The organism is Clostridium sp. TJA085, from assembly GCF_058310235.1.
Genome location: NZ_JBZEEZ010000001.1, coordinates 320,267 through 342,401 on the forward strand (window position 1 = coordinate 320,267; position 22,135 = coordinate 342,401).

Annotated in this window: 23 protein-coding genes; 20 read left to right on the plus strand and 3 right to left on the minus strand. The window is 26.1% G+C overall.

The genetic code is table 11. The features are described 5' to 3' along the window. Positions 1-27 precede the first annotated feature (27 nt). The 17 genes from AC4FQW_RS01565 (at position 28) to AC4FQW_RS01645 (ending at position 15,802) form a co-directional block, all read left to right on the plus strand. A complete protein-coding gene (locus tag AC4FQW_RS01565) occupies positions 28-2,223 on the plus strand; it encodes a stage V sporulation protein D (protein ID WP_303129024.1) in 2,196 nt (731 codons plus the stop codon). 105 nt (positions 2,224-2,328) lie between these two features. Beyond that, positions 2,329-3,786 (plus strand): UDP-N-acetylmuramoyl-L-alanyl-D-glutamate--2,6-diaminopimelate ligase, encoded by a 1,458-nt coding sequence (locus AC4FQW_RS01570; protein WP_491146875.1) that lies wholly within the window; start codon positions 2,329-2,331, stop codon positions 3,784-3,786. 13 nt (positions 3,787-3,799) lie between these two features. Then, positions 3,800-5,158, plus strand: a complete 1,359-nt coding sequence (locus AC4FQW_RS01575) for a UDP-N-acetylmuramoyl-tripeptide--D-alanyl-D-alanine ligase (protein ID WP_491146876.1) — start codon at positions 3,800-3,802, stop codon at positions 5,156-5,158. 46 nt (positions 5,159-5,204) lie between these two features. Further along, positions 5,205-6,185, plus strand: coding sequence for a phospho-N-acetylmuramoyl-pentapeptide-transferase (gene mraY, locus AC4FQW_RS01580; RefSeq protein ID WP_491146877.1), 981 nt, complete (start codon positions 5,205-5,207; stop codon positions 6,183-6,185). 25 nt (positions 6,186-6,210) lie between these two features. Further along, complete coding sequence (gene spoVE, locus AC4FQW_RS01585; RefSeq protein ID WP_303129018.1) at positions 6,211-7,359, plus strand: stage V sporulation protein E; 1,149 nt, start codon at positions 6,211-6,213, stop codon at positions 7,357-7,359. Positions 7,360-7,496: 137 nt separating this feature from the next. Beyond that, complete coding sequence (locus AC4FQW_RS01590; protein ID WP_491146878.1) at positions 7,497-8,270, plus strand: cell division protein FtsQ/DivIB; 774 nt, start codon at positions 7,497-7,499, stop codon at positions 8,268-8,270. 16 nt (positions 8,271-8,286) lie between these two features. Then, positions 8,287-9,024: a DUF881 domain-containing protein gene (locus tag AC4FQW_RS01595; RefSeq protein ID WP_491146879.1), complete on the plus strand. Its 738-nt coding sequence runs from the start codon at positions 8,287-8,289 to the stop codon at positions 9,022-9,024. Beyond that, entirely contained in the window at positions 9,024-9,380 is a 357-nt protein-coding gene (locus AC4FQW_RS01600) for a small basic family protein (protein ID WP_303129012.1), read from the plus strand. Before AC4FQW_RS01595 ends, AC4FQW_RS01600 begins: the two co-directional genes overlap by 1 nt. Beyond that, positions 9,377-10,108, plus strand: coding sequence for a DUF881 domain-containing protein (locus AC4FQW_RS01605; RefSeq protein ID WP_303129010.1), 732 nt, complete (start codon positions 9,377-9,379; stop codon positions 10,106-10,108). The genes AC4FQW_RS01600 and AC4FQW_RS01605 overlap by 4 nt, the downstream gene beginning before the upstream one ends. A 106-nt stretch (positions 10,109-10,214) precedes the next feature. Then, positions 10,215-10,877: a YggS family pyridoxal phosphate-dependent enzyme gene (locus AC4FQW_RS01610; RefSeq protein ID WP_491146880.1), complete on the plus strand. Its 663-nt coding sequence runs from the start codon at positions 10,215-10,217 to the stop codon at positions 10,875-10,877. A gap of 11 nt (positions 10,878-10,888) precedes the next feature. Next, a complete protein-coding gene (locus AC4FQW_RS01615; protein ID WP_303129007.1) occupies positions 10,889-11,362 on the plus strand; it encodes a cell division protein SepF in 474 nt (157 codons plus the stop codon). 14 nt (positions 11,363-11,376) lie between these two features. Continuing rightward, entirely contained in the window at positions 11,377-11,652 is a 276-nt protein-coding gene (locus AC4FQW_RS01620; RefSeq protein ID WP_491146881.1) for a YggT family protein, read from the plus strand. Between the two features lies 1 nt (position 11,653). After that, a complete protein-coding gene (locus AC4FQW_RS01625; RefSeq protein WP_491146882.1) occupies positions 11,654-12,421 on the plus strand; it encodes a YlmH family RNA-binding protein in 768 nt (255 codons plus the stop codon). 16 nt (positions 12,422-12,437) lie between these two features. Beyond that, positions 12,438-13,037: a DivIVA domain-containing protein gene (locus AC4FQW_RS01630; RefSeq protein WP_303129003.1), complete on the plus strand. Its 600-nt coding sequence runs from the start codon at positions 12,438-12,440 to the stop codon at positions 13,035-13,037. Between the two features lie 109 nt (positions 13,038-13,146). Next, positions 13,147-14,064 (plus strand): RluA family pseudouridine synthase, encoded by a 918-nt coding sequence (locus tag AC4FQW_RS01635; protein WP_491146883.1) that lies wholly within the window; start codon positions 13,147-13,149, stop codon positions 14,062-14,064. A 10-nt stretch (positions 14,065-14,074) separates the two neighbouring features. Beyond that, positions 14,075-14,617 carry a bifunctional pyr operon transcriptional regulator/uracil phosphoribosyltransferase PyrR gene (pyrR, locus tag AC4FQW_RS01640; protein ID WP_303128999.1) on the plus strand — a complete coding sequence of 181 codons (543 nt, stop codon included), beginning with the start codon at positions 14,075-14,077 and terminating at the stop codon, positions 14,615-14,617. 24 nt (positions 14,618-14,641) lie between these two features. Next, a complete protein-coding gene (locus AC4FQW_RS01645) occupies positions 14,642-15,802 on the plus strand; it encodes a THUMP domain-containing class I SAM-dependent RNA methyltransferase (protein WP_491146884.1) in 1,161 nt (386 codons plus the stop codon). Positions 15,803-15,843: 41 nt separating this feature from the next. Here AC4FQW_RS01645 and AC4FQW_RS01650 read toward each other — a convergent pair whose 3' ends face one another. Further along, a complete protein-coding gene (locus AC4FQW_RS01650) occupies positions 15,844-17,574 on the minus strand; it encodes an Rqc2 family fibronectin-binding protein (protein WP_491146885.1) in 1,731 nt (576 codons plus the stop codon). 94 nt (positions 17,575-17,668) lie between these two features. Between AC4FQW_RS01650 and dapF the strand changes: the two genes are divergently transcribed. The 3 genes from dapF to AC4FQW_RS01665 all read left to right on the plus strand — a co-directional run bounded on the left by dapF (position 17,669) and on the right by AC4FQW_RS01665 (position 20,488). Then, the gene (dapF, locus tag AC4FQW_RS01655; protein WP_491146886.1) at positions 17,669-18,487 is read left to right on the plus strand and encodes a diaminopimelate epimerase; all 819 of its coding nucleotides are present in this window, start codon (positions 17,669-17,671) and stop codon (positions 18,485-18,487) included. A 21-nt stretch (positions 18,488-18,508) separates the two neighbouring features. Beyond that, a complete protein-coding gene (locus tag AC4FQW_RS01660) occupies positions 18,509-19,525 on the plus strand; it encodes a hypothetical protein (RefSeq protein ID WP_303128993.1) in 1,017 nt (338 codons plus the stop codon). 93 nt (positions 19,526-19,618) lie between these two features. Beyond that, positions 19,619-20,488, plus strand: a complete 870-nt coding sequence (locus AC4FQW_RS01665) for a GspE/PulE family protein (protein ID WP_491146887.1) — start codon at positions 19,619-19,621, stop codon at positions 20,486-20,488. 56 nt (positions 20,489-20,544) lie between these two features. On the opposite strand, the gene AC4FQW_RS01670 is transcribed toward AC4FQW_RS01665, so the two are convergent. Beyond that, positions 20,545-21,603 (minus strand): site-specific integrase, encoded by a 1,059-nt coding sequence (locus tag AC4FQW_RS01670; RefSeq protein ID WP_491146888.1) that lies wholly within the window; start codon positions 21,601-21,603, stop codon positions 20,545-20,547. 50 nt (positions 21,604-21,653) lie between these two features. Next, positions 21,654-22,121: an ImmA/IrrE family metallo-endopeptidase gene (locus tag AC4FQW_RS01675; RefSeq protein WP_491146889.1), complete on the minus strand. Its 468-nt coding sequence runs from the start codon at positions 22,119-22,121 to the stop codon at positions 21,654-21,656. Between the last annotated feature and the right edge of the window lie 14 nt (positions 22,122-22,135).

The following is a 22,135-nucleotide window of genomic DNA, read 5'->3' on the forward strand; positions in this document are numbered from 1 at the left end:
TTTTAGCAATTATACGGAGGAGTTAAAGTGAAAAAAAGAGGCTTTGTTGATAGAGCTCTAACTAGAAAAAGGATTGGAGTCGTTGTAGGTTTTTTAACATTAATATTTGTAGTTTTGACAATTAGATTATCTTATATAATGATTGTTAAAAGACAAGATTATGAAGCAAGAGCTGAAGAACAATGGACAAGCGAAGTTAAGATTGATGCAAGAAGAGGAAGAATATTAGATAGAAATGGATCAGAACTTGCTGTTTCAGCAAATGTATATAGAGTAGATTTTGATTTAAATTCTATAAGAGCATATTTAAAAGATAATGAATTAACAAATAGTCAAATAGCACCTAAAATAGCAGAAGCTCTTAATATGAAAGAAGCTGATGTTTTAAAGAAACTTGAAACTAAATTACCAAGTGGTGCTCCAGCTGGATCAGCAACTTTAGTGAGAAGAATAGAAAAAGACCAAGCTGATAAAGTTAAAGATTTAAAAATACATGGTGTTATAGTTTCACCAGATACAAAGAGATATTATCCAAATAATAATTTTGCAGCTCATCTTTTAGGTAGTACTAATATAGATGGTCAAGGATTAACGGGAGTAGAACTTCAATATAATAAAGAATTATCAGGAATACCAGGAATGAGAATTGCAGAATTAGATAGTAAGAGTAATGATTTACCATATACAATATCAAAATTTGTTCCTCCAGTTGAAGGAAAAGATGTTGTTTTAACTATAGATGAAAATATTCAGTTTTTTGCAGAAAAGGCAGCAGAAAAAGCTTTAAAGGATAATAAGGCAAAAGCAACATCAGTTTTAGTATTTAATCCTAAAAATGGTGAAATATTAGCTATGGCAAATAAGCCAGATTTTAACCCTAATAATCCTTTTGAAGGTGCTGATAAATTTACAGGAAAAACAGAGTATGATAAAGTTCAAAAAATGTGGAGAAATAGACTTGTAAATGATACATTTGAACCAGGTTCAATTTTTAAAGTAATAACGGCAATTGCTGCTATGCAAGAAGGTGTTGTAAAACCAGACGATACATTTGTATGTAACGGAGGTTTAACATTTGGAAAAAGAAAAATAAAATGTTGGAAAACTACAGGACATGGTAAGTTGACATTTCCTGAAATAATTCAAAATTCATGTAACGTAGGATTTATGGAACTTGGTGAAAAGATTGGTAAAGATAAATTATATAAATATATTGATAAATATGGATTTGGTAAAAAAAGCGGTATAGACCTTCCTGGAGAAGCATCAGGAATAATAAAGAATCCTAAAAATATTTCAGCAACAGATTTAGCTACAATATCATTTGGACAAACTAATACTGTAAATTCTGTTCAATATATGTCTGCCTTTAATGCTATTGCAAATGGTGGTACATTAATACAACCTCATATTATGAAAGAAATAACTCATAAAGATGATAGTGGAGTTGAGGTAGTAGATAGAAAGTTTGAGCCAACAGAGAAGGCTGTTTCAGATAAAGAGACTACAGCACAACTTAGACAATACTTAGAAAGAGTTGTTACAGCAGGTTCTGCAAAGGGTACATTTATAGAAGGATATCATATTGGTGGAAAAACTGGTACTGCTCAAAAGGTTAATCCAGAGAATGGTACTTATGAACAAGGCAAATATATATCTTCATTTGTAGGTATGGCTCCAGTTAGTGATCCGAAGATAACAGTTATGATAACAATTGATGAACCAAGTAATGGAGCATATTATGCTGGGGTTGTAACAAGTCCTGTGGCAAAATCTTTATTTACTGATATTTTTAATTATTTAGAAAGTGACTTTTCTAAAGAGAATGATTCAGCTATAATTAGAGATGCTATAATACCAGAAGTAAGAGGTAAAAGTATTGAAGAGGCTAAAAAGATTTTAAAAGATTCAAAGTTAGATTATAATATAGAAGGAAATGGAACAACAGTAAAGAGTGTTAAACCATATCCAGGCTATTCAGTTAAGGAAGGTACTAAGGTAACATTATATACTAATGGAAATGATAATAACAAAGAAGCTGTTATAATGCCTGATGTTAGAGGGTACTCAAAAGATGCTGCATCAAATCTTTTAAAAGGTCTTGGAATATCTGCTATTTTTGAAGGTGAAGGCAAAGTAACTGATCAAAATGTACCTAGTGGAGAATTAATTAATAAGGGAACTAGTGTTAAGTTAACATTAAATTCAGATTATAAAGATTAAATTCTTTAATTGTTATAGCATGTAAGGGTTATCCTTACATGCTATTTTAAAGAGTAAATGTAATTATAGCTAAGTAAAGTGCATATTATTAAAGGAGATGATTAAATGAATTTAGCTAAATTATTAGATGGGTTAAATTATAAATTAATAAAAGGGGATATAGATAGAGAAATAAATAAAATTAACTATGATAGTAGAAAAGTACAAGATAAAGATGTTTTTGTATGTATAAAGGGATTTGAAAGTGATGGACATAAATTTGTAGATAGTGCAATAAAAAAAGGTGCTAAAGTTATTATTTGTCAAGATGATATAAATATAAATGAAGATGTTACAATAATAAAATTTGATGATACAAGAAAAGCACTTGCAAGTATAGGAGCTAATTACTATGGAAGACCTTCTGAAAAATTAGAAATAATAGGTATAACAGGAACTAATGGTAAAACTACAACAGCCTTTATGATAAAAAGTATATTAGAAAGTTTAGGAGAAAAGGTAGGACTTATAGGAACTATTGCTAACTACATAGGGGATAAGCAAATAAAATCAGAAAGAACAACACCAGAATCATTGGAGTTACAAGAATTATTTTGTAATATGGTAAACGAAGGTGTTAAATATTGTGTTATGGAAGTATCTTCACATTCTTTAGAATTAGATAGAGTTTATGGAGTGAAGTTTAAAACTTCAATCTTTACTAATTTAACAAGAGATCATTTAGATTTTCATAAAACATTTGAAAATTACTATAAAGCAAAATATAAATTGTTTGAAAGAACAGAAGTAAGTATAATAAATATAGATGATAAATATGGTAATAGAATAACAAAAGATTTAGAAAAAGAAAATATAAATAATTACTTAACTTACAGTATAAAAAATAATGCTGATATAAAGGCTGAAAATGAAAAGTTAGAAAGTATGGACATAATATTTGATTTAAAAGTTAAAGATGAGAGAGAAAAAAATATTCTACTTCCTATTCCAGGGGAATATAACGTATATAATGCATTAGGGGCTATTGGTGCATGTTATTCACTTGGTATATCATTAGAAAATATAAAAAAAGGATTAAAAGAAATAGTTGTACCAGGTAGATGTGAAAGGGTAGCTAGAAAGTATAATCTTCCATTTGAAATAATAATAGATTATGCACATACTCCAGATGGATTAGAAAATATATTAAAAACTGCAAGACAATTTACTAAAGGAAATTTAATATCAGTATTTGGTTGCGGTGGAGATAGGGATAAAGTCAAGAGACCACAAATGGGAAAAATAGGTGTAGATTATTCAGATATTGCAATAATTACATCAGATAATCCAAGAAGTGAAGAACCTGAATTAATTATAAAAGATGTAATACAAGGAATAGATAAAGATAATTTTATTAAAATAACAAGTAGATACGAAGCTATAGAAAAGGCTATAAATATTGCTAAAAAAGATGATGTAATTGTTATAGCAGGTAAAGGTCATGAAACGTATCAAATTTTAAAAGATAAAACAATTCACTTTGATGAAAGAGAAGTAATAGATGAAATTTTAAAAAAGAACTAGGGGTGTAGTTATTATGGAAATGACATTTGAGGAGTTACTAAAATATAGCGAAGGAGAAATAATTTTAAATAATAAAAATAAAAAATTCAATAAATTATCAACTGATACTAGAAAAATTGAAAAAGATAATATATTTTTAGCATTAAAAGGTGAGAATTTTAATGGAAATAAGTATGTTAAGGAAGCTTTCGAAAAGGGTGCTTCAATAGCTATAGTTGATGAAGTTTTATATAATGAAGAAGAAATAAATGGTATTGTAATTAAAGTTAAAGATACAAAGAAGGCTTTATTAAGCATTGCAAGAGGATATAGAGAAAAGTTAGGAATAAAAGTAGTTGCCATAACAGGGTCTACAGGAAAAACATCTACTAAAGATTTGGTAAGTGCGTTTTTAAGTGGAAAATATAAAGTTTTTAAAACAAAAGGGAATTTTAATAATGAAATAGGACTTCCACTTATGGTATTAGAACTTGATAGTTCAATTGATGTTGCTGTTCTTGAAATGGGAATGAGTAATTTTAATGAAATTCATAATCTTGCCGAATGTGCAAAGCCTGATATTGCTATAATAACTAATATAGGAGTTTCTCATATAGAAAATTTAAAAACTAGAGAAAATATATTAAAAGCGAAGATGGAAATAACTGATTTCTTTAATAAAAATAATATTCTTATATTAAATAGTGAAGATGATATGCTTCAAACTGTTAATAGTAATATGTATGAAATAATAAATATTGGATATAATCAAAATTGTAATTATTTTGCTAAAAATATTAAATTAGATAAAGAAACAACATCTTTTGATTTTAACTATAATGGAGAAATGAATACAATAACATTACCAATGGTAGGTATTCATAACGTTCTAAATGCTTTACTAGGCATTGCTGCATCATATAAATTAGGTTTAATAGTAGATGAAATAAAAGAAGGTCTTAAAAATTTAGAGGCTACATCTATGAGATTAGAATTTATAGAAAATGAATTTGGAATAGAAATAATTAATGATTGTTATAATGCTAGTCCAGATTCTATGAAAGCAGCTCTTGATGTATTAAAAGATAGAGAAGGAAAAAGAAAAATTGCAATACTAGGCACTATGAGAGAATTAGGTGATGAAGCTAATAGATGTCATAAAGAAGTTGGAGAGTATGCAAAAGATAGAGTTGATTTACTTATATCATGTGGTGAACATATAGATGATTTCAAAGAAGGTTTTGAAAAAAATAGAATAAAATTATATAATACAAAGGTAAATTTAATAAACGACTTAAATTCAATTATTAAACCTGGGGATGTAGTATTAGTTAAAGCATCAAGAGGAGAAAAATTCGAAGAAATAGTCGAAAAATTAAAAAATATAAAATAACAACGAAGGAGGTGAACTACTAAAGTAGATTTCTTTAGTAGTAAAGATGGGGGAATTTTTAAGTAGTTTTAGTAGTCCATTTATGGTGTTAGCATTAGCGTTAATATTAGGTTTTGTTATATCAATAGTATTAGGACCAATATTTATACCGATGTTACACAAATTTAAATTTGGCCAAAATATAAGAGAAGAGGGGCCAAAAAGCCATTTTAAAAAAGCTGGTACTCCAACAATGGGAGGAGTCATATTTATAATATCAGTTACAATTGTAATGTTTGTTATGAGATATAAGTTATCAGATGAAGGGATGATAATATTATATTCAATGATAGCCTTTGGTTTTATTGGATTTTTAGATGATATGTTAAAGATAATACACAAAAATAACTTAGGATTAAGAGCATGGCAAAAGATGTTATTACTTTTATTATTTTCAATAGCAATGGCTTATTATAGCTATAATGTTCTTGGAACAAGTATAGTAATTCCGTTCTTAGGAATAGATTTAAACCTTGGAATAATATATATTCCATTTGTGATTTTATATTATGCAGGAGCGACAAATGCTGTAAATCTTACTGATGGATTAGATGGATTAGCTTCAAGTGTTACAGTTATAGTTTTAATATTCTTTAGCATAATGTCTTATAGACAAGGAAATTATCAAATAACAGTATTTTGCGTAGCTTTAATAGGAGCACTTTTAGGCTTCTTAAAATATAATAAATATCCAGCAAAAATATTTATGGGTGATACTGGATCACTAGCATTAGGTGGTGCTGTTGCAAGTATAGCATTACTTTTAAAGAATCCAATCATTCTTGCAATAGTTGGAGGTATATATGTTTTTGAAACTTTATCAGTAATAATACAAGTAGTTTCATTCAAAACAACTGGTAAAAGAGTTTTTAAAATGGCTCCAGTTCATCATCATTTTGAACAATTAGGCTGGTCAGAAAAGAAAGTAGTATTTGTATTTTCATTAGTAACTATTATCCTTTGTATTATAGGAGGTTTATCACTTTAATAATATATAGCGGAGGAAGTTTTGTATGAGAAAATTAAGACCCAAAGGGAAGAGAATGGGTGAAATTGATTATGGTGTGTTTTGTACCATAATATTATTACTTGCTGTTGGGGTTGTAATGGTATATTCAGCAAGTTCTTATTATGCTATGTTTCATAATAATGATAGTATGCATTATTTGAAAAGACAGCTTATATGGAGTGTTTTAGGTGTTGTATCTATGATGATTATGATGTCAGTAGATTATCATAAGCTTAAGAAGATAATACTACCATTAATCCCAATAACTATATTAGCATTATTAGCTGTTTTTGCTTTTCCGGGTGTTAATGGAGCAAAAAGATGGATTCAACTTGGACCACTTTCATTTCAACCTTCAGAACTTGCAAAATATGTAGTTGTACTTTATTTAGCAATGTTTTTAGAAAGAAAAGGAGATTATGTAAAAAGTCTAAAAAAAGGTGTAATTCCTTGCTTTTTAATTGCTGGTATATTTGCAGGTTTAGTACTTGCTGAGAAAAATTTAAGTATAGCTTCAGTTATTATGATTGTTACGTTTATCATGGTATATTCATCAGGTGCTAGAAATCAGCATATGTTTGGCCTTGTTATGCCAACTTTAGGAGCGGCGGCAGCAGCATTTGCATTTTTAGAACCGTATAGAAGAGCAAGAATGTTAAATTTTATAAATCCTTGGAAGGATCCAGCAGGAAATGGATATCAATTAATACAGTCATTCTATGCATTAGGAGCTGGTGGAGTAACAGGTTTAGGACTTGGGCAATCAAGACAAAAGATGCTTTATATGCCAGAGCCACATAATGACTTTATATTTTCTATAATAGGAGAAGAATTAGGGTTAATAGGTTGTATAGTAATCATATTATTATTTGTTGTATTTGTTTGGAGAGGAATAAGAGTTGCTATAAAAGCTAGGGATACTTTTGGAAGTCTTTTAGCTATAGGAATAACATCCGTTATAGCAGTACAATCTATAATAAATATAGCTGTTGTTACTGGATCAATGCCAGTAACAGGAGTTCCACTACCATTTATAAGTTATGGAGGAACATCCCTTGTAATCAACTTAATAGCTATGGGTATATTACTTAATATATCAAGACAAGTTGAAGGCAAAGAAAAGATTAAGAATATAAATGAAAAAAAGGCTTAGTAGTAATAACACTACTAAGTTTTTTAATGGGCAATATAAAATAATTAATTCCTTGTTAAGAATTTTTTGATGAAAATTTATATGAACAATGGTATTATATTAATGTATATATAAAATATGTGAGGATAGGTAAATGTATGGGAACATCAGAAAATAGATATATAAAAAAAGCTAGACGGAAAAGGATGATAAAGCGAAGTATTTTTATATTAATTTTAATATTAGTTGCATTAGGATTATTTATCACAAAATCAAATATGTTTTTAATAAAGAATATAGAAGTAAGTGGAAATAAATTAATTTCTAAAAATCTTATAGTTGATAAACTTCAAGGTGTTAAGGAAGAAAATATATTTTTTATTAAAAGTAATGATATAAAAACAAAACTTAAATCAGATCCATATATAAATGAAATCTCTATATCAAGAAAGTTTCCATCAACACTTAAAGTTGATATTACAGAAAAGAATGTAGCGTATTATGTAAAATCTAATAACGGATACGATATTATAAGTTCTGATTTTATTTTTTTAGAAAAAGTAAATAATTTGAATGGAAAAAATTTGATAGAAATAACAGGGTTAAACTCTGGAAATGAAACTTTAGGAAGTAAATATATTGATACTAAGGATGATACAAGGTTAGAAGATTTTCTAAAAGAATTGTATAAGATAAAACAAGCAAATACTACAAAACATAATATAACTAATGTTAATGTTTCAAATCTTAATTCAATAATAGTATATTTTGGTACTACTGAAGTAAGGATTGGAAATGGAGATGATTTAGTTAAAAAAATGAATGATGCTCTAAATATTTTAAGTGGGTTAAAAGAACAAAAAGTTGATATGAAAAATGGATATATAGATGTAAGTTTTGAAGGAGCTCCTGTAATTAGAGAGAGAAAATAGAGGAGGTTATATATAAATGAAGAAATCAGTTTCACAGATTTCTATTGCTGCTGTATGTGCTATATTAGGATTTTTATTAGCATATCAGTTTAAAATATTAAAAATAAATAATGAAACAGGAATAGACAGTTACAATAAAAGTGATATAATTGCAGAAATTGATAGTTTAAAGAAGGAAAAGGAAGAACTTCAAAAGAAAAATAATTCATTAGGAGAAGAATTGAAAAATTTAGAAGAATCAGCTTCAAAAGAAGGTAATGTTGGGAAAGAAATAAAAAACCAATTAGATTCAGCTAGGATGCAATTAGGGCTTGTAGATGTAAAAGGACCAGGAGTTACTATAAAGATAACTCCAAAGACATCAATATTTGGAAGTAATACAGAAGAAATGGGGAGAGGGATTACTGAAGAAGAATTAGTACATATTATTAATTTACTTTGGTATTCAAAGGCTGAGGCAATTTCAGTAAATGGATACAGGATAACTCCACAAACTGGTATAAAAAATTCAAGTAATTATATATGGATTGGAAGTGCTGGTAAAGTTAGTCCTAAGGAACCTATAACAATAAAAGCAATAGGGGATAAGGCAAGGTTAAATGTTGGATTGAATTTTCCGGGGTCTTTAGATTTTGGAGCACTTCAAAATTATAATTGTGAGGTTGAACAAAGTGATAATATAATTATAGATAAAACAACTCAAACTATAAAAAGTGATTATTTAAAACCAGTTGAAAAAAAGGAGGAGAAATAATGGTACCATTTATAGGACTATTAATAGGTATAGTATTTGGCTTTATATTTGATATAAATATTCCAGATAAGCTTTCACCGTATATGTCTGTTGCTATATTGGCGTGCTTAGATTCTGTCTTTGGAGCAATAAGAGCTAATCTATCAAATAGTTTTCAAGCTGATATATTTATTTCAGGTTTTTTTGGAAATTCTTTATTGGCTGCTGGTTTAGCATATCTTGGAGATAAGCTTGGAATACCTATTTATATTGCAGCAGTAATAGTATTTGGTGGAAGAATATTTAATAATTTCGCAATAATACGAAGATTACTGATAGAAAAACTTAGATCAAGACATAGCGAGAAAAAGGTATGAAAATAAAGGGCGGATTTATAGTTTTTATTGCAGCTATATTTTTAGGTATGCTCATATCGTTTAATATAAACTTTAATCAAATAATAGAAAGGAATTTAAGCTTAAGTGCAAAACAATATAAAGATGCAATAAATGAAAAGAGAGATTTATATAAAGAGGTTGAAAGCTTAAGAGAAAATAATATTAAAACTCAAGAAACTATAAATAAATATAAGTATGATGATAAAAAACAAGATAAAATATTAGATAGTATGAAATTACAGCTTAAAGATTATAGTATGATAACAGGACTTACAGAAGTTCAAGGTCCAGGACTTTTAATAAAAATAAATGATGGAAATATTGATTTAAATAAGGATACAGATTTTGAAACTAAATCAAAAATATTTCATGATAATGATATGGCATTAGTTTTGAATGATTTAAGAAAAGCAGGGGCAGAAGCTATAAGTATAAATAATCATAGAGTTACACCAGGTAGTGGTGTTATATGTAATTGGGCTTTTTTGGGTTTTGGGGATGAAACAACAGAATATGCACCATTTTACATATATGCAATAGGAGATCCAGAAGTTATGAAAACTTCTTTATTAGAGGAAGGAAGTCATATTAGAGAACTTATGATTAGACAATTATCAGTTAATATAGAAATAAAAGAAAATATAGTTATGCCAGCTACATCTAAGATAATGCACAATGAATATATGAAGGAATATGTAGCTAATTGATAAAAAATATGAAATATATAAAAAAATATATATAAATTAGAGGAATTTGAAAATAAATGAAGAATAATATTATTTAGGGTAGAAACTATTAATTAAGGAGGCTTTTATGAGTATTAAGAAAAATATAGAAACCATAGAAAATAATTTACCTAAAAGCGTAAAATTATTAGCAGTTTCTAAAACTAGAACTATAGAAGAAATGGAAGAGGCTTATGATTTTGGATTAAGAGATTTTGCTGAAAATAAAGTTCAAGAATTAATTAGAAAAGAAGAGGTATTTCATAAAGATGTAAGATGGCATCTTATAGGTAACTTGCAAACTAATAAAGTTAAATATATTGTAGGCAAGGTACATTTAATTCATTCCCTTTCAAGTATTAAGCTTTTAGAAAAAATAGAAGAATTATTTGGAAAAAGCAATGTTGTAGCTAATACTTTAATCCAAATAAATATAGGAAGGGAAGAAAGTAAAACAGGGATTTTACTTGAAAATTTAGAAGAGCTTATAGAGAAAATTGAAGAATGTAAATTTGTGAAAGTTAAGGGTATAATGGTTATCATTCCAAAAGGAAATGATGAAAGTAATAGGTATTATTTTAAGCAAACTTATGATATATTTTCAAAATTAAAAGAAAGATCTTTTAATAATATAAATATGGAAATATTATCAATGGGGATGACACATGATTATAAAATAGCAATAGAAGAAGGTTCTAATATGATTCGTATAGGAACTGGAATATTTGGAGAAAGAAATTATAATATTTAGGAGGAATTTTTATGGCAAATATGATATCAAAGATGAAAAATATTTTAGGTTTTGGAGATTTTGATGAAGATTTTGATGATGATGGATTTGCAGATGAAATCGAAGAAATAGATGAGGATGTTACTGAAACAGATGAGAATATTTCAGCACCTGCAGTATCAGGAAAGAGATCAAACAAGGTTGTAAATATTCATACTTCAGCATCAGCTAAAGTTTTAATAACAAAACCTACTGCATATGAAGAAGCTATGGAAATATGTGATGCTATAAGAAATAGAAGAATAGTAGTAGTTAATACAACTAATCTTGATATAAGAACAGCTCAAAGATTGTTAGATTTTATTGGTGGTTCTTGTTATGCATTACATGGAGATATACAAGAAATAGAAAAAAGAGTATATTTACTATCACCTTCAAATGTTGAGGTAACTAGTGAGTTAAAAAGTGAGTTAACTTCAAAAGCTTTATTTAATTGGTCTAAATAATAGGAGGATATTATATGCAAAGCTTTTTAGTTAATTTTATTAACTCCCTTTTTCGTATAATAGAATTAGCCATTATTTTAGAATGTATATTATCTTGGGTTATAAGAGATAGAAATAATGGAATAATGAGTATTATAACAAGTTTTACAGATCCTATTTTGAAGCCATTTCGAATGATACAATATAAATTTTTAGGAAATTTACCAATTGATTTATCACCTATATTTGCAATTATTATATTAGATTTAATAAGACCAATAATTTTATCAATATTGTTAAGCGTTTTTTAGTATGAATAAAGAAACTATAATTAAAAAATTTATAGGTGAAGATAAAAATAAAGCAATAAATTTATATGAAAAAATGATAATTTCATATAATAGAGATATTCCTATGTTTGGAAGTGAATTTTATACTCCAAACATATGGAAATTTTTTTGTGATGAAGAAAAGATAAATGGATTAAAGGTTGAAAGTGAAGGAGTTTTTGAAGATTCCGAAAGACGTATGATATGTTTTAATAACAACTTTTATTTACCTTTTCCAATAGCTCTTCTTAAGATAACAGTAAACACGAAATTTAATAAAGTATTTCATAATCAATATTTAGGTAGTATACTATCATTAGGATTAGAAAGAAATAAGATTGGTGATTTAATAGTTAAAGATAATACTTGTTATGTTGTAGTTCATGAAGATATAAAAGATTATATAATATCTAATTTAATTCAAATAGGAAAAGCAAAATGTAATGTAGAAGAAGTTGACAAAACTACAAATGAAGTAACTTATAATTTTGAAAATATTACAATAAATATTTCATCTATGAGAATAGATTCTGTAGTTGCAAAGCTTATAAATAAATCAAGAAATATAGCTCAAAGTATGATTGATGAGGGTTTAGTACTTGTAAATTATTCTACAGTAAGAGATAAAAGTTTTGAGGTAAAAAGGGAAGATAGAATAACTATAAGAAAATATGGAAAGTACATACTTGGGGAATGTACTGGATATACAAAGAGTGGAAAATGTAAAATAGATATAAAAAAATATACATAGTAGAGGTGTGAAAATAATGAAATTAACTCCAATGGATATAAATAATAAGGAATTTAAGAGGGGTCTTAGAGGATATATTCCAGATGAAGTAGATGAATTTTTAGATGAAGTTGTTGATAATTATGAAGAACTATATAAAGAAAATTCAAAGCTTAAAGAAAAGTTAGAAATTTTAGAAGAACAAATAGAACATTATGCTAAAATTGAATCAACTATTCAAAACACTTTAGTTTTAGCTCAAAATGCTGCAGATCAAGCAAAAGAAAGTGCACAAAAAGAGGCCGAACTTATAGTTAAGAATGCAAATGAAACAGCACAAAGAATAGTAGATAAAGCACACAATGATGTTATTCAAATAAATGATGAATTTGATAGAGTAAAACAGGAATTTATTAAGTTTAGAGCTAAGTTTAGAAATTTTATGAATACACAATTAGAAACTTTTGATGATTTAGAGAAAGATATAAATAAAAATTATTCAATTACAAATACAATAGAAGATTTAGATATTAAAGATGTTAATTATAACGAGGAAATAGTTGATAATGTAGTTGAAGGGGTTTCATCAAGTGAATTAGATGAGATAAAAAGTTTTTTTGCAAATAAAGAAGAATAAAAAACGGCATTACTTTGTAATGCCGACTTTTTTATATATTGATATAGTTGAGTAAAAGTATACTATATATTATAATTGTTAAGTAATAAAGTTTTAGGAGAATTTTAAAATGGATGAATTAATATATAGCATAACAAATGAAGAAAAGAACATTAGAATTGATAAATTTCTTTTAACAAAATTAGAAGGAAAATCAAGAAGTTTTATTCAAGGATTAATAGAACGTGAAAAAGTATTGGTAAATGATAAAAAAATAAAAAGTAATTATAAATTAAAAGAAAATGATAAAATAAAGGTAATTGTTGAGGAACCAAAAGAATTAGCTGTTGAATCAGAAAACATCCCATTAGATATAATTTATGAAGATAAAGATGTAATAGTAGTAAATAAACCAAAAGGAATGGTTGTCCATCCAGCTCCAGGGAATTATACAGGAACCCTAGTTAATGCATTATTATATCATTGCAAAGATTTATCAAGTATTAATGGAATTATAAGGCCAGGTATAGTTCATAGAATAGATAAAGATACTACTGGTATACTTGTAATTGCAAAAAATGATGATGCTCATAATAAATTATCAGAACAATTAAAAGAACATTCTATGAAAAGAGAATACTATGCATTGGTTGAAGGTAGAATGAAGCAAAATGAAGGAACAATAGATAAGCCTTTAGCTAGATCTAAGAGAGATAGATTAAAAATAGCAATATGTAAAGATGGTAAAAGAGCAGTGACACATTATGAAGTTATAGAAAGATTTAGAAATTCTACATTAGTAAAGTGTGTTTTAGAAACTGGAAGAACTCATCAAATTAGAGTTCATATGGCATCTATTGGATACCCACTTGTTGGAGATCCTACATATGGTTTTAAAAAAGGTAAATTTAAAACTGAAGGGCAAATGTTACATGCTAAAACATTAGGATTTATTCATCCTTCAACTTCAGAATATATGGAGTTTTCATCAGAGCTTCCAGAAAATTATAAAGTGTTATTAAATAATTTAAGAAAAGATAATGTATAGGAGGATAAAAATGAAATTAAAAGCAAACTTATTAGATGATAAGGCTATAAAGAGAAGTTTAATAAGAATTTCACATGAGATAATTGAAAAAAATAAAGGCGTAGATGATTTAGTTTTAATAGGTATAAAAAGAAGAGGATATCCTTTAGCTAAAAGAATATCTAACTTCATAAAAGATATTGAAGGAATAGAATTACCTGTTGGTTCAGTTGACATAACTTTATATAGAGATGATTTAAGCAAAGATAATGAAAGTCCAGAGTTAAAGAGTATTGATTTAGGTGTTGATATAAAAGATAAGAGAGTAATAATAGTTGATGACGTATTATACACTTGTAGAACAGCAAGAGCAGCTATGGATGCAATAATAGATGTGGAAAGACCTAAAGTAATTGAATTAGCAGTTCTTATAGATAGGGGACATAAAGAATTACCTATAAGAGCAGACTTTGTTGGAAAGAATATACCAACATCAAAAGAAGAAGTTGTTGGAGTTAAAATACAAGAAATTGATGGAGAAGATTCAGTAAAAATATATCAAAAAGAAGTTTAATTTAAACTTAAAGGAGCGAATTTAATGGAATACAATTTAATTGCAACTACAACCTTTGGAATAGAAGGAGTAACTGCAAAAGAACTTAAGGCTTTAGGATATGAAGGGTTAAAGACAGAAAATGGTAAAGTTCATTTCCAAGGAGATGAAATGGATATAGCAATAGCAAATATACATTTAAGAACGGCAGATAGAGTTTTAATAAAAATGGCAGAATTTGAAGCAAGAAGTTTTGAAGAGCTATTTCAAGGTACAAAAAAAGTAAATTGGAGCAAAATAATTCCTAAAGATGGAGTTATGCATGTAGTTGGAAAATCTATAAAATCAACTCTTTATAGCGTTCCGGATTGTCAATCTATAGTAAAGAAGGCAATAGTAACTCAAATGAGCGAAGCTTACGGAATAAGTAAATTTAGTGAAGATGGTCCAGTATATAAAATAGAAGTTGCTATATTAAAAGATAAAGTAACTCTTACAATAGATACATCAGGAGCTGGACTTCATAAGAGAGGATATAGAGAACATGCAGGAGCAGCACCTCTTAAAGAAACATTAGCATCAGCAATGGTTTTATTATCAAGATGGAAAGAGGAGTATATATTGATTGATCCATTTTGTGGCTCAGGAACAATACTTATAGAAGCTTGTATGATTATGCAAAATATTGCTCCAGGATTAAATAGAGAGTTTGTATCAGAAAAATGGCCAACAATGCCACCTAATATATATGATCAAGTAAGAAATGGTGCGAGAAAAGCTATAAAAAATAAGCCTTTAAAGCTTATAGGTTATGATATAGATTATAGAGTTTTAAAAGTTGCAAAAGAAAATGCAAAAAAAGCTGGTGTGGATGAATATATAGAGTTTCAAGAGAGAGACTTTAGAGTATTTTCAAATAAACATAAATATGGTTTCATAATATCTAATCCTCCATATGGGGAAAGATTAAGTGACGAAAGAGAAGTAAAAGAGCTTTATAGAATATTTGGAGAATATAAAAAGAAGTATTCAGAATGGGAATTTAATATCCTTACATCATATGAAAATTTTGAAAAGTCATTCAATAGAAAATCAACTAAAAATAGAAAACTTTATAATGGTAAATTAAAATGTTATTATTACCAATATTTTGATAATAGCTTAATAAAAAATCAAGGTGATACTTTGATGCAATGTTTAATATAATGAAAAAGTCTAGAAACTTTAATAAGTTTCTAGACTTTTTATTATTTATTTAAATTAAGTGTTTCAAAATCTTTAGGTTCTACATACATAGTATAGTTAGTATGATAAATAACCATTCCAGGCTTAGCACCGTTTGGTTTCTTTAAATTTTTTACCAAAGTGTAATCTACAGGAACTTTTGATGATGTTTTTGCTTTACTATAAAAAGCAGCAATTACAGCAGCTTCTTCTAATGTATTATCAGGAACTTCATTAGAGCAAACTATTACATGAGATCCAGGAATATCTTTAGTATGTAACCACATAAAATTTTTATTTGCAAATTTAAGGCTTAGATAATCATTTTGTAAATTATTTTTACCTACATATATATCGATATTATCAGAAGATATAAAATGTAGAGGCTTTGACTTAATAATTTTTTTCTTGTTTGATTTTTTAAATTTTAAGTATCCTGTTTCCATAAGTTCATTTTTAATTTCTTCAATTTCATCATAAGAATCAGCATTTATAATATTAGTAAGAACTGAATTTAAATAATTTAATTCAGTTTTATTTTTTTCAAGTTGCACTTTAGCTTCTTCTTCAGCTTTTTTTAATTTATTATATTTTTTATAATATATTTGTATATTTTCAGATGGAGTTTTATTTGGATTTAATTTAATTTTTTCGATAGGTAAATTTTCATCATAAAAGTTTTGCACTTCAACAAATTTATCACCTTTTTTAAAGCTGTATATATAAGAAGTTAATAAATCACCTTTAATTTTAAAATCATCTTTTATTAAACAATCTTTTAATGTTAAATTAAGTATTTTTTCTTTTTTATTGCAACGTTCTATATTTGTATTAATTAATTTTTGTAAGTTTTGAGATCTGCTATGAAGTCTTTCTTGCTTATCTTTTTTAAAATAAAAATCATCTAACATTTTTGATGGATCTTTATAATTTATTTTTCTTAAGTTTTTATAAACATTTAATAAATCTATTGAATAAAAATCTTTAAATAATCCATTTTCATTTATATATATATTAAAATTAATATTATTTTTTAAATTATTAAATAAATTTGTAACAAATTTGTATAACCTTTCTGAAGTTATTGGGTTATAATAATCAATAGTAATATTTAAAAATATTTCCTTGGAAAAGGTTTTACTAATCCCGGTAAATATATTAAAGAATAGATTTTCGTTAACTTCATAAGAGTTAGCATTTATAATATTTTCAAAGTCTTCCTTAGAAAAATTAAATGGATTTAATTTTTGAGATTTTGGTGGATAGATATAAGTAACACCTGGATATAAAACTCTAAAACTATTTATATCAGGAGTAATATGTTTTATTGATTCCATAACTTTAAAGTCACGCTCACGAACTAAAGTTATATTTGAATGTCTTCCCATTATTTCAATAATTAATTGGTACTTGCTATCAAAACCTAACTCATCTCTAGAAGAAATATGAAGAGTTATTATTCTATCATTATCTTTTTGAGTTATGTTTGTTATAGTACCTCCAAGTAAATACTTTCTAAGAACCATTAAATATAATGGAGCTTTAAGAGGGTTATTTTTTTGAGTATTGGTAATATGTAATCTAGCAAATTGTGAAGATGCTGAGATTAATAGTTTAATATTTTTTCTATCTTTTCTTAATGTTAAAATAATTTCATCTTTTTCAGGTTGATTTATTTTATCTATTTTAGAATTTATAATAGAAATTCTTAAATTATCGATTAAGCTGTTTAAAAATATACCGTCTAATGCCACGTTTATCGTCCTTTCTTTTCTTTAATTTAAGGATAGTATAACACCAAATAAAGATAATAATCAATTATATATATTAGTTACAGGAGGAATAGAAATGAAGTTTACAAAGATGCAAGGTATTGGGAATGATTTTATATTTATTGAAGATTTAGATAACAAATTATTAAAAAAAGAAGTTTCAATAGCTAAAAAGCTATGTGATAGACATTTTGGAATAGGTGCAGATGGATTAGTTGTAGTTAGAAAATTAAATAATTTAAATATGAAAATGACTATTATAAACAGTGATGGATCTAGAGCAAATATGTGTGGAAATGCAATAAGATGTTTTGGAAGATATATTTATGATAAAGGATATGTTAAAGATAAAAAGTTTATTGTGGAAACAGATGATGGAAAAAAAGAAATTGAACTTATAAGTGAAGATAATATTATAATTGGAGCTAGAGTTTATATGGGTAAGCCATCATTTAAAGGCGAATTAATTCCATTAAATAATAAAAAAGAATTAATAAAAGAAGAGGTAAATATAAATAATAAGATATATGAGTTAACAACATTATTAATGGGTGTACCACATACTATAGTAATTGATAAAAACAATAATTATGATATTTTAGAAGGAAAGTATATAGAGAAGTTTAGTTATTTTAAAGAAGGAACAAATGTTAATTTTGTTAAAGTAATTGATAGTGATACAATTAAAGTAGATACATGGGAGAGAGGCGCTGGAAGAACTTTAGCTTGTGGTACTGGAACATGTGCATCTGCTGTTGTAACTAATAAATTTGGATTAACTAATAATAAAGTATTAGCAAAGCTACCAGGTGGAGAATTAATTATAGAAGTTTTAGATAATGGTGTTTATATGACGGGGAATGCTGAGTATATATGTAAAGGTGAAACATTATAAATATAGATAAGAGGGAGTTTAATGCATTTATTAAAAAAGGTATCAATCAAAGTACCTATGTATATACTAATTATTTTAAGTTTATCTTTGACATTTATTTCGTGTAATAGTAAATCAAATATAGAAAACTCAAATTTAAATTTGCAACCTATAAACTTAGAAAAAGGTTCTGTGTTATTAGAAAGTAATGGAAAGTATAAAGTTTTTGATTTACAAGAAGATAAATATCATGGGATAAGTAATGATAGGGTTATTATAAATTTTAACAAAGAAAGTGGAACTTATATTTTTGTTAAAGATGGAAAACATTATATTTATTATAAGGGTAAAGAAATTCCAATAAAGGATAGTAATTATAACTTTATAAAAATATCTTATGATGGAAGATATGTTTCTTATATGAGTTATGATAACGGATATAATTTAAAAGTAATTTCTTTAGAAGATGATAAAGAAATAAATATAAAATCTAAGGTTGCTATTTCTGGCAATTTATATGATTTTATAAAAAATGATAAACTTGTCTATTATGGAATTTCAGAAGATAAAATAAATGGAATATTTACTTACGATTTAAAAGAGAATAAAGAAGAACTTTTATACAATCTAAAGTCTGGAGGATATGTAGATTTTCTAAAGGGAGATCTTAATAGTGTATTTGTGTTTCAACAAAAAGCTAATAATGAAAAAATCTTATTAGAAATAAATGCTGAAAATAAGAATATAAATAATATATCAAATAGTTTTAAATCTATAAATGATTTAGAAAAACAAGATAATTCATACTATATATTAGGCGAAGCTTTTGATGATACAAAATCATTATATAAGTTAAAAGATAAAAATATTAAAAAATTAGTATTTTCTTTTCCATCAAGTATAAATATGAAAAAAGGAATTCAGATTTCAAATAGTGGAATATTATTTATTGGAAGTAATTCTTCAGAAGGTAAAGAAGAAGTATTTTCTTATAAGGATAACAGTGTTTCTTTAATAAGTAATAAAGAAGGAAACTATAACTTTATAAATATAAATTAAAGTCTTAATTTTTATTAAGGCTTTTTTATTTTGCTTTGAATATTATATGAAATATTTGGAAAATAATTAAATGAATAATATTAAGGAGGAGATATGAAAAATTTAATTTTAAATATAGATTTAAATTGTGTATACAAAATAGATAAAGATAAGATGATTGAATACAAAATATTACCTTTATATATTGAAAAGGATTATATAAAGGTTGCAACTTATGAAAAAAATAATAATTCAAAAGAGTTTATAGAATTTATATTTAGTAGAAAAGTAGAATTTATTTATTTAAGTAAGGATGATTTTTATGATTTATTTTATATGGTTAAGCCGGACTTAAGCAAATCTTTAGAGGAAAATTTTATAAAATATACTATATCTAAAAAAGGCAGTGATATACATTTTGAGCCTTTTGAAGATTTCGTAAATGTTAGAATAAGAATAGATGGAATCTTAATATTAGTTAGTAAAATAAGAATATGTGATTATAATCAAATATTATCTAGAGTAAAGTTAAATGGAAATATGGATATTGCAGAAAAGAGAAAACCTCAAGATGGAAAAATTGTTGTTAAGTATAATGAAATTTATTTTGATTGCAGAATATCTATAATACCATTAGTATTTGGAGAAAAAATGGTTATAAGAATACTTTATAAAGAAAAATCTGATTATAATATGGAATTACTTAATTTATCAAAAGAACAGTTTAAAAATTTAGAGAAAATTATAAAAGCTAACAATGGAATAGTCATAATAAATGGTCCGACAGGAAGTGGTAAATCTACAACTTTATATTCAATAATTTCAAAAATTAAAGATAATGATATAAATATAACTACCATTGAAGATCCGGTGGAATGTAATCTTAGTGGAATTAATCAAATAAATGTGAATAATAAAATAAATTTAAATTTTGCAAATGGTCTAAGGAGTATATTAAGGCAATATACACACTATAGATTATAAGTCTTGAAAATAAAGGGTTTATATTAAATCGTCAAAAAAATCGTCAAAAATAAATTTTAAAAAATTTTATTAATTGTACAAGCTGCTTTATGATACATTTCATCTGTTACATGAGAATAAGTTCTCATGGTTTGTTCTACATCATGTCCAAGTAGTTTAGCTGCAGTTTTAAAATCAATACCATTTGATATTAAATTAGTTGCATATGTATGTCTTAATTCATGTATTGATATTCCACTTAATTCTCTCAGCTTAGGGTTTAAATATTTGGAGATAGAAGAAGCATTAAAAGGTGCAATTCTTTCAGATAAATTATCTTGTTTAAGTTCTTTTAAATAATCTAATGTTATCCTAGGAATAGGCACAGTTCTATATGAATTAATAGATTTTAATTTTCCAAATCCAGATTTCTTATTTTCTAGTAGTTTCCATTGTTTATTCACACTTAATGTAGATAAATCAAAATCTACATCTTTCCATGTTAATCCTAAAATTTCTCCTAGTCTTAATCCACATGTTCCGGCTATTAAAGCAACAGTATAAAATTTATTTGTTTTAATTTTTTCTAGTAAATTAAAAAGATCTTCAAGTGTTAAGCTTTTTTTAGGGAGTTTTTCATTGATTTTGGGTAATTTAATATCATATATTGGTGAAGATGATATTAAATGTAGTTCAATTAAATAATTAAAAAATCCTTTTAGATTACTTAAATGTTTTTGAATTGAAGATTTCTTTAATCCAGAAATAATAAAATCATCTATAACTCTTTGAATATCATTTTTCTCTATTTTAGTTACTTTTATATTATTTAAAGAAGAAAATTTATATGAGGAATTCCTATAGCTTTTTATAGTATAGTATTCTTTATGTGCACTTGAGTAATTAATATATTCTTCAAATAAATACCCAAATGTTAAGTTAACTTTTGAATTAATTATTGTAGATGGAGTACTTTTTTTTAAGTCTTGTACTAATTTATCTGCAAATGGTTTAGCATCCCTTTTAGTAGAAAACCCTTGTTTAGATTTTTGTTTCCAATTACCTAAATTATCTTTATAAGATATTATAACTTGCCAACCTTTATCCTTCTTTCTATAAGTTACATTATAGTCCATAAAATCACTCCTTATCGAATATATGTTCTTTTAAAATTATAAAATAATCACTAGAAGTCTTGAAGTTTTTCAATTACACCTAGTGGATTAAATCTAATAATATAATTATCTAATTCGTACCAGTTATTATATTTAATTTCATAATAAGTTAAGGCTTCTTGTAAAAAAGATTCTGTTACATTTAAAAAATCAGCTAACTCATACCTATTTCTTAGTCCAATTTTGTATGCGTGAATTATGCTAGTTAACCCAATTAGTTTTTTATAACTCCATCTTCTAGCTATTATTTCTTGCTTTTTATTTGATAAATCAGTTTCGTCTATTATATTTCCATAAGTAGTGTAGTGATGCCCAATTTCTTCAGCAAGTATACACCTACGTTCAGTATTATTTGTTAGCTTTTTATCTATTATTATTCTTCCATTATTATATAAGCCTTTTAAATTATAATTTAAGGATTTTTCTTTTATTTTTAATCCTTCTTTTTCAGCTTCAATGATAAGTTCATCATAAGTCAAAGTAATTACACCCC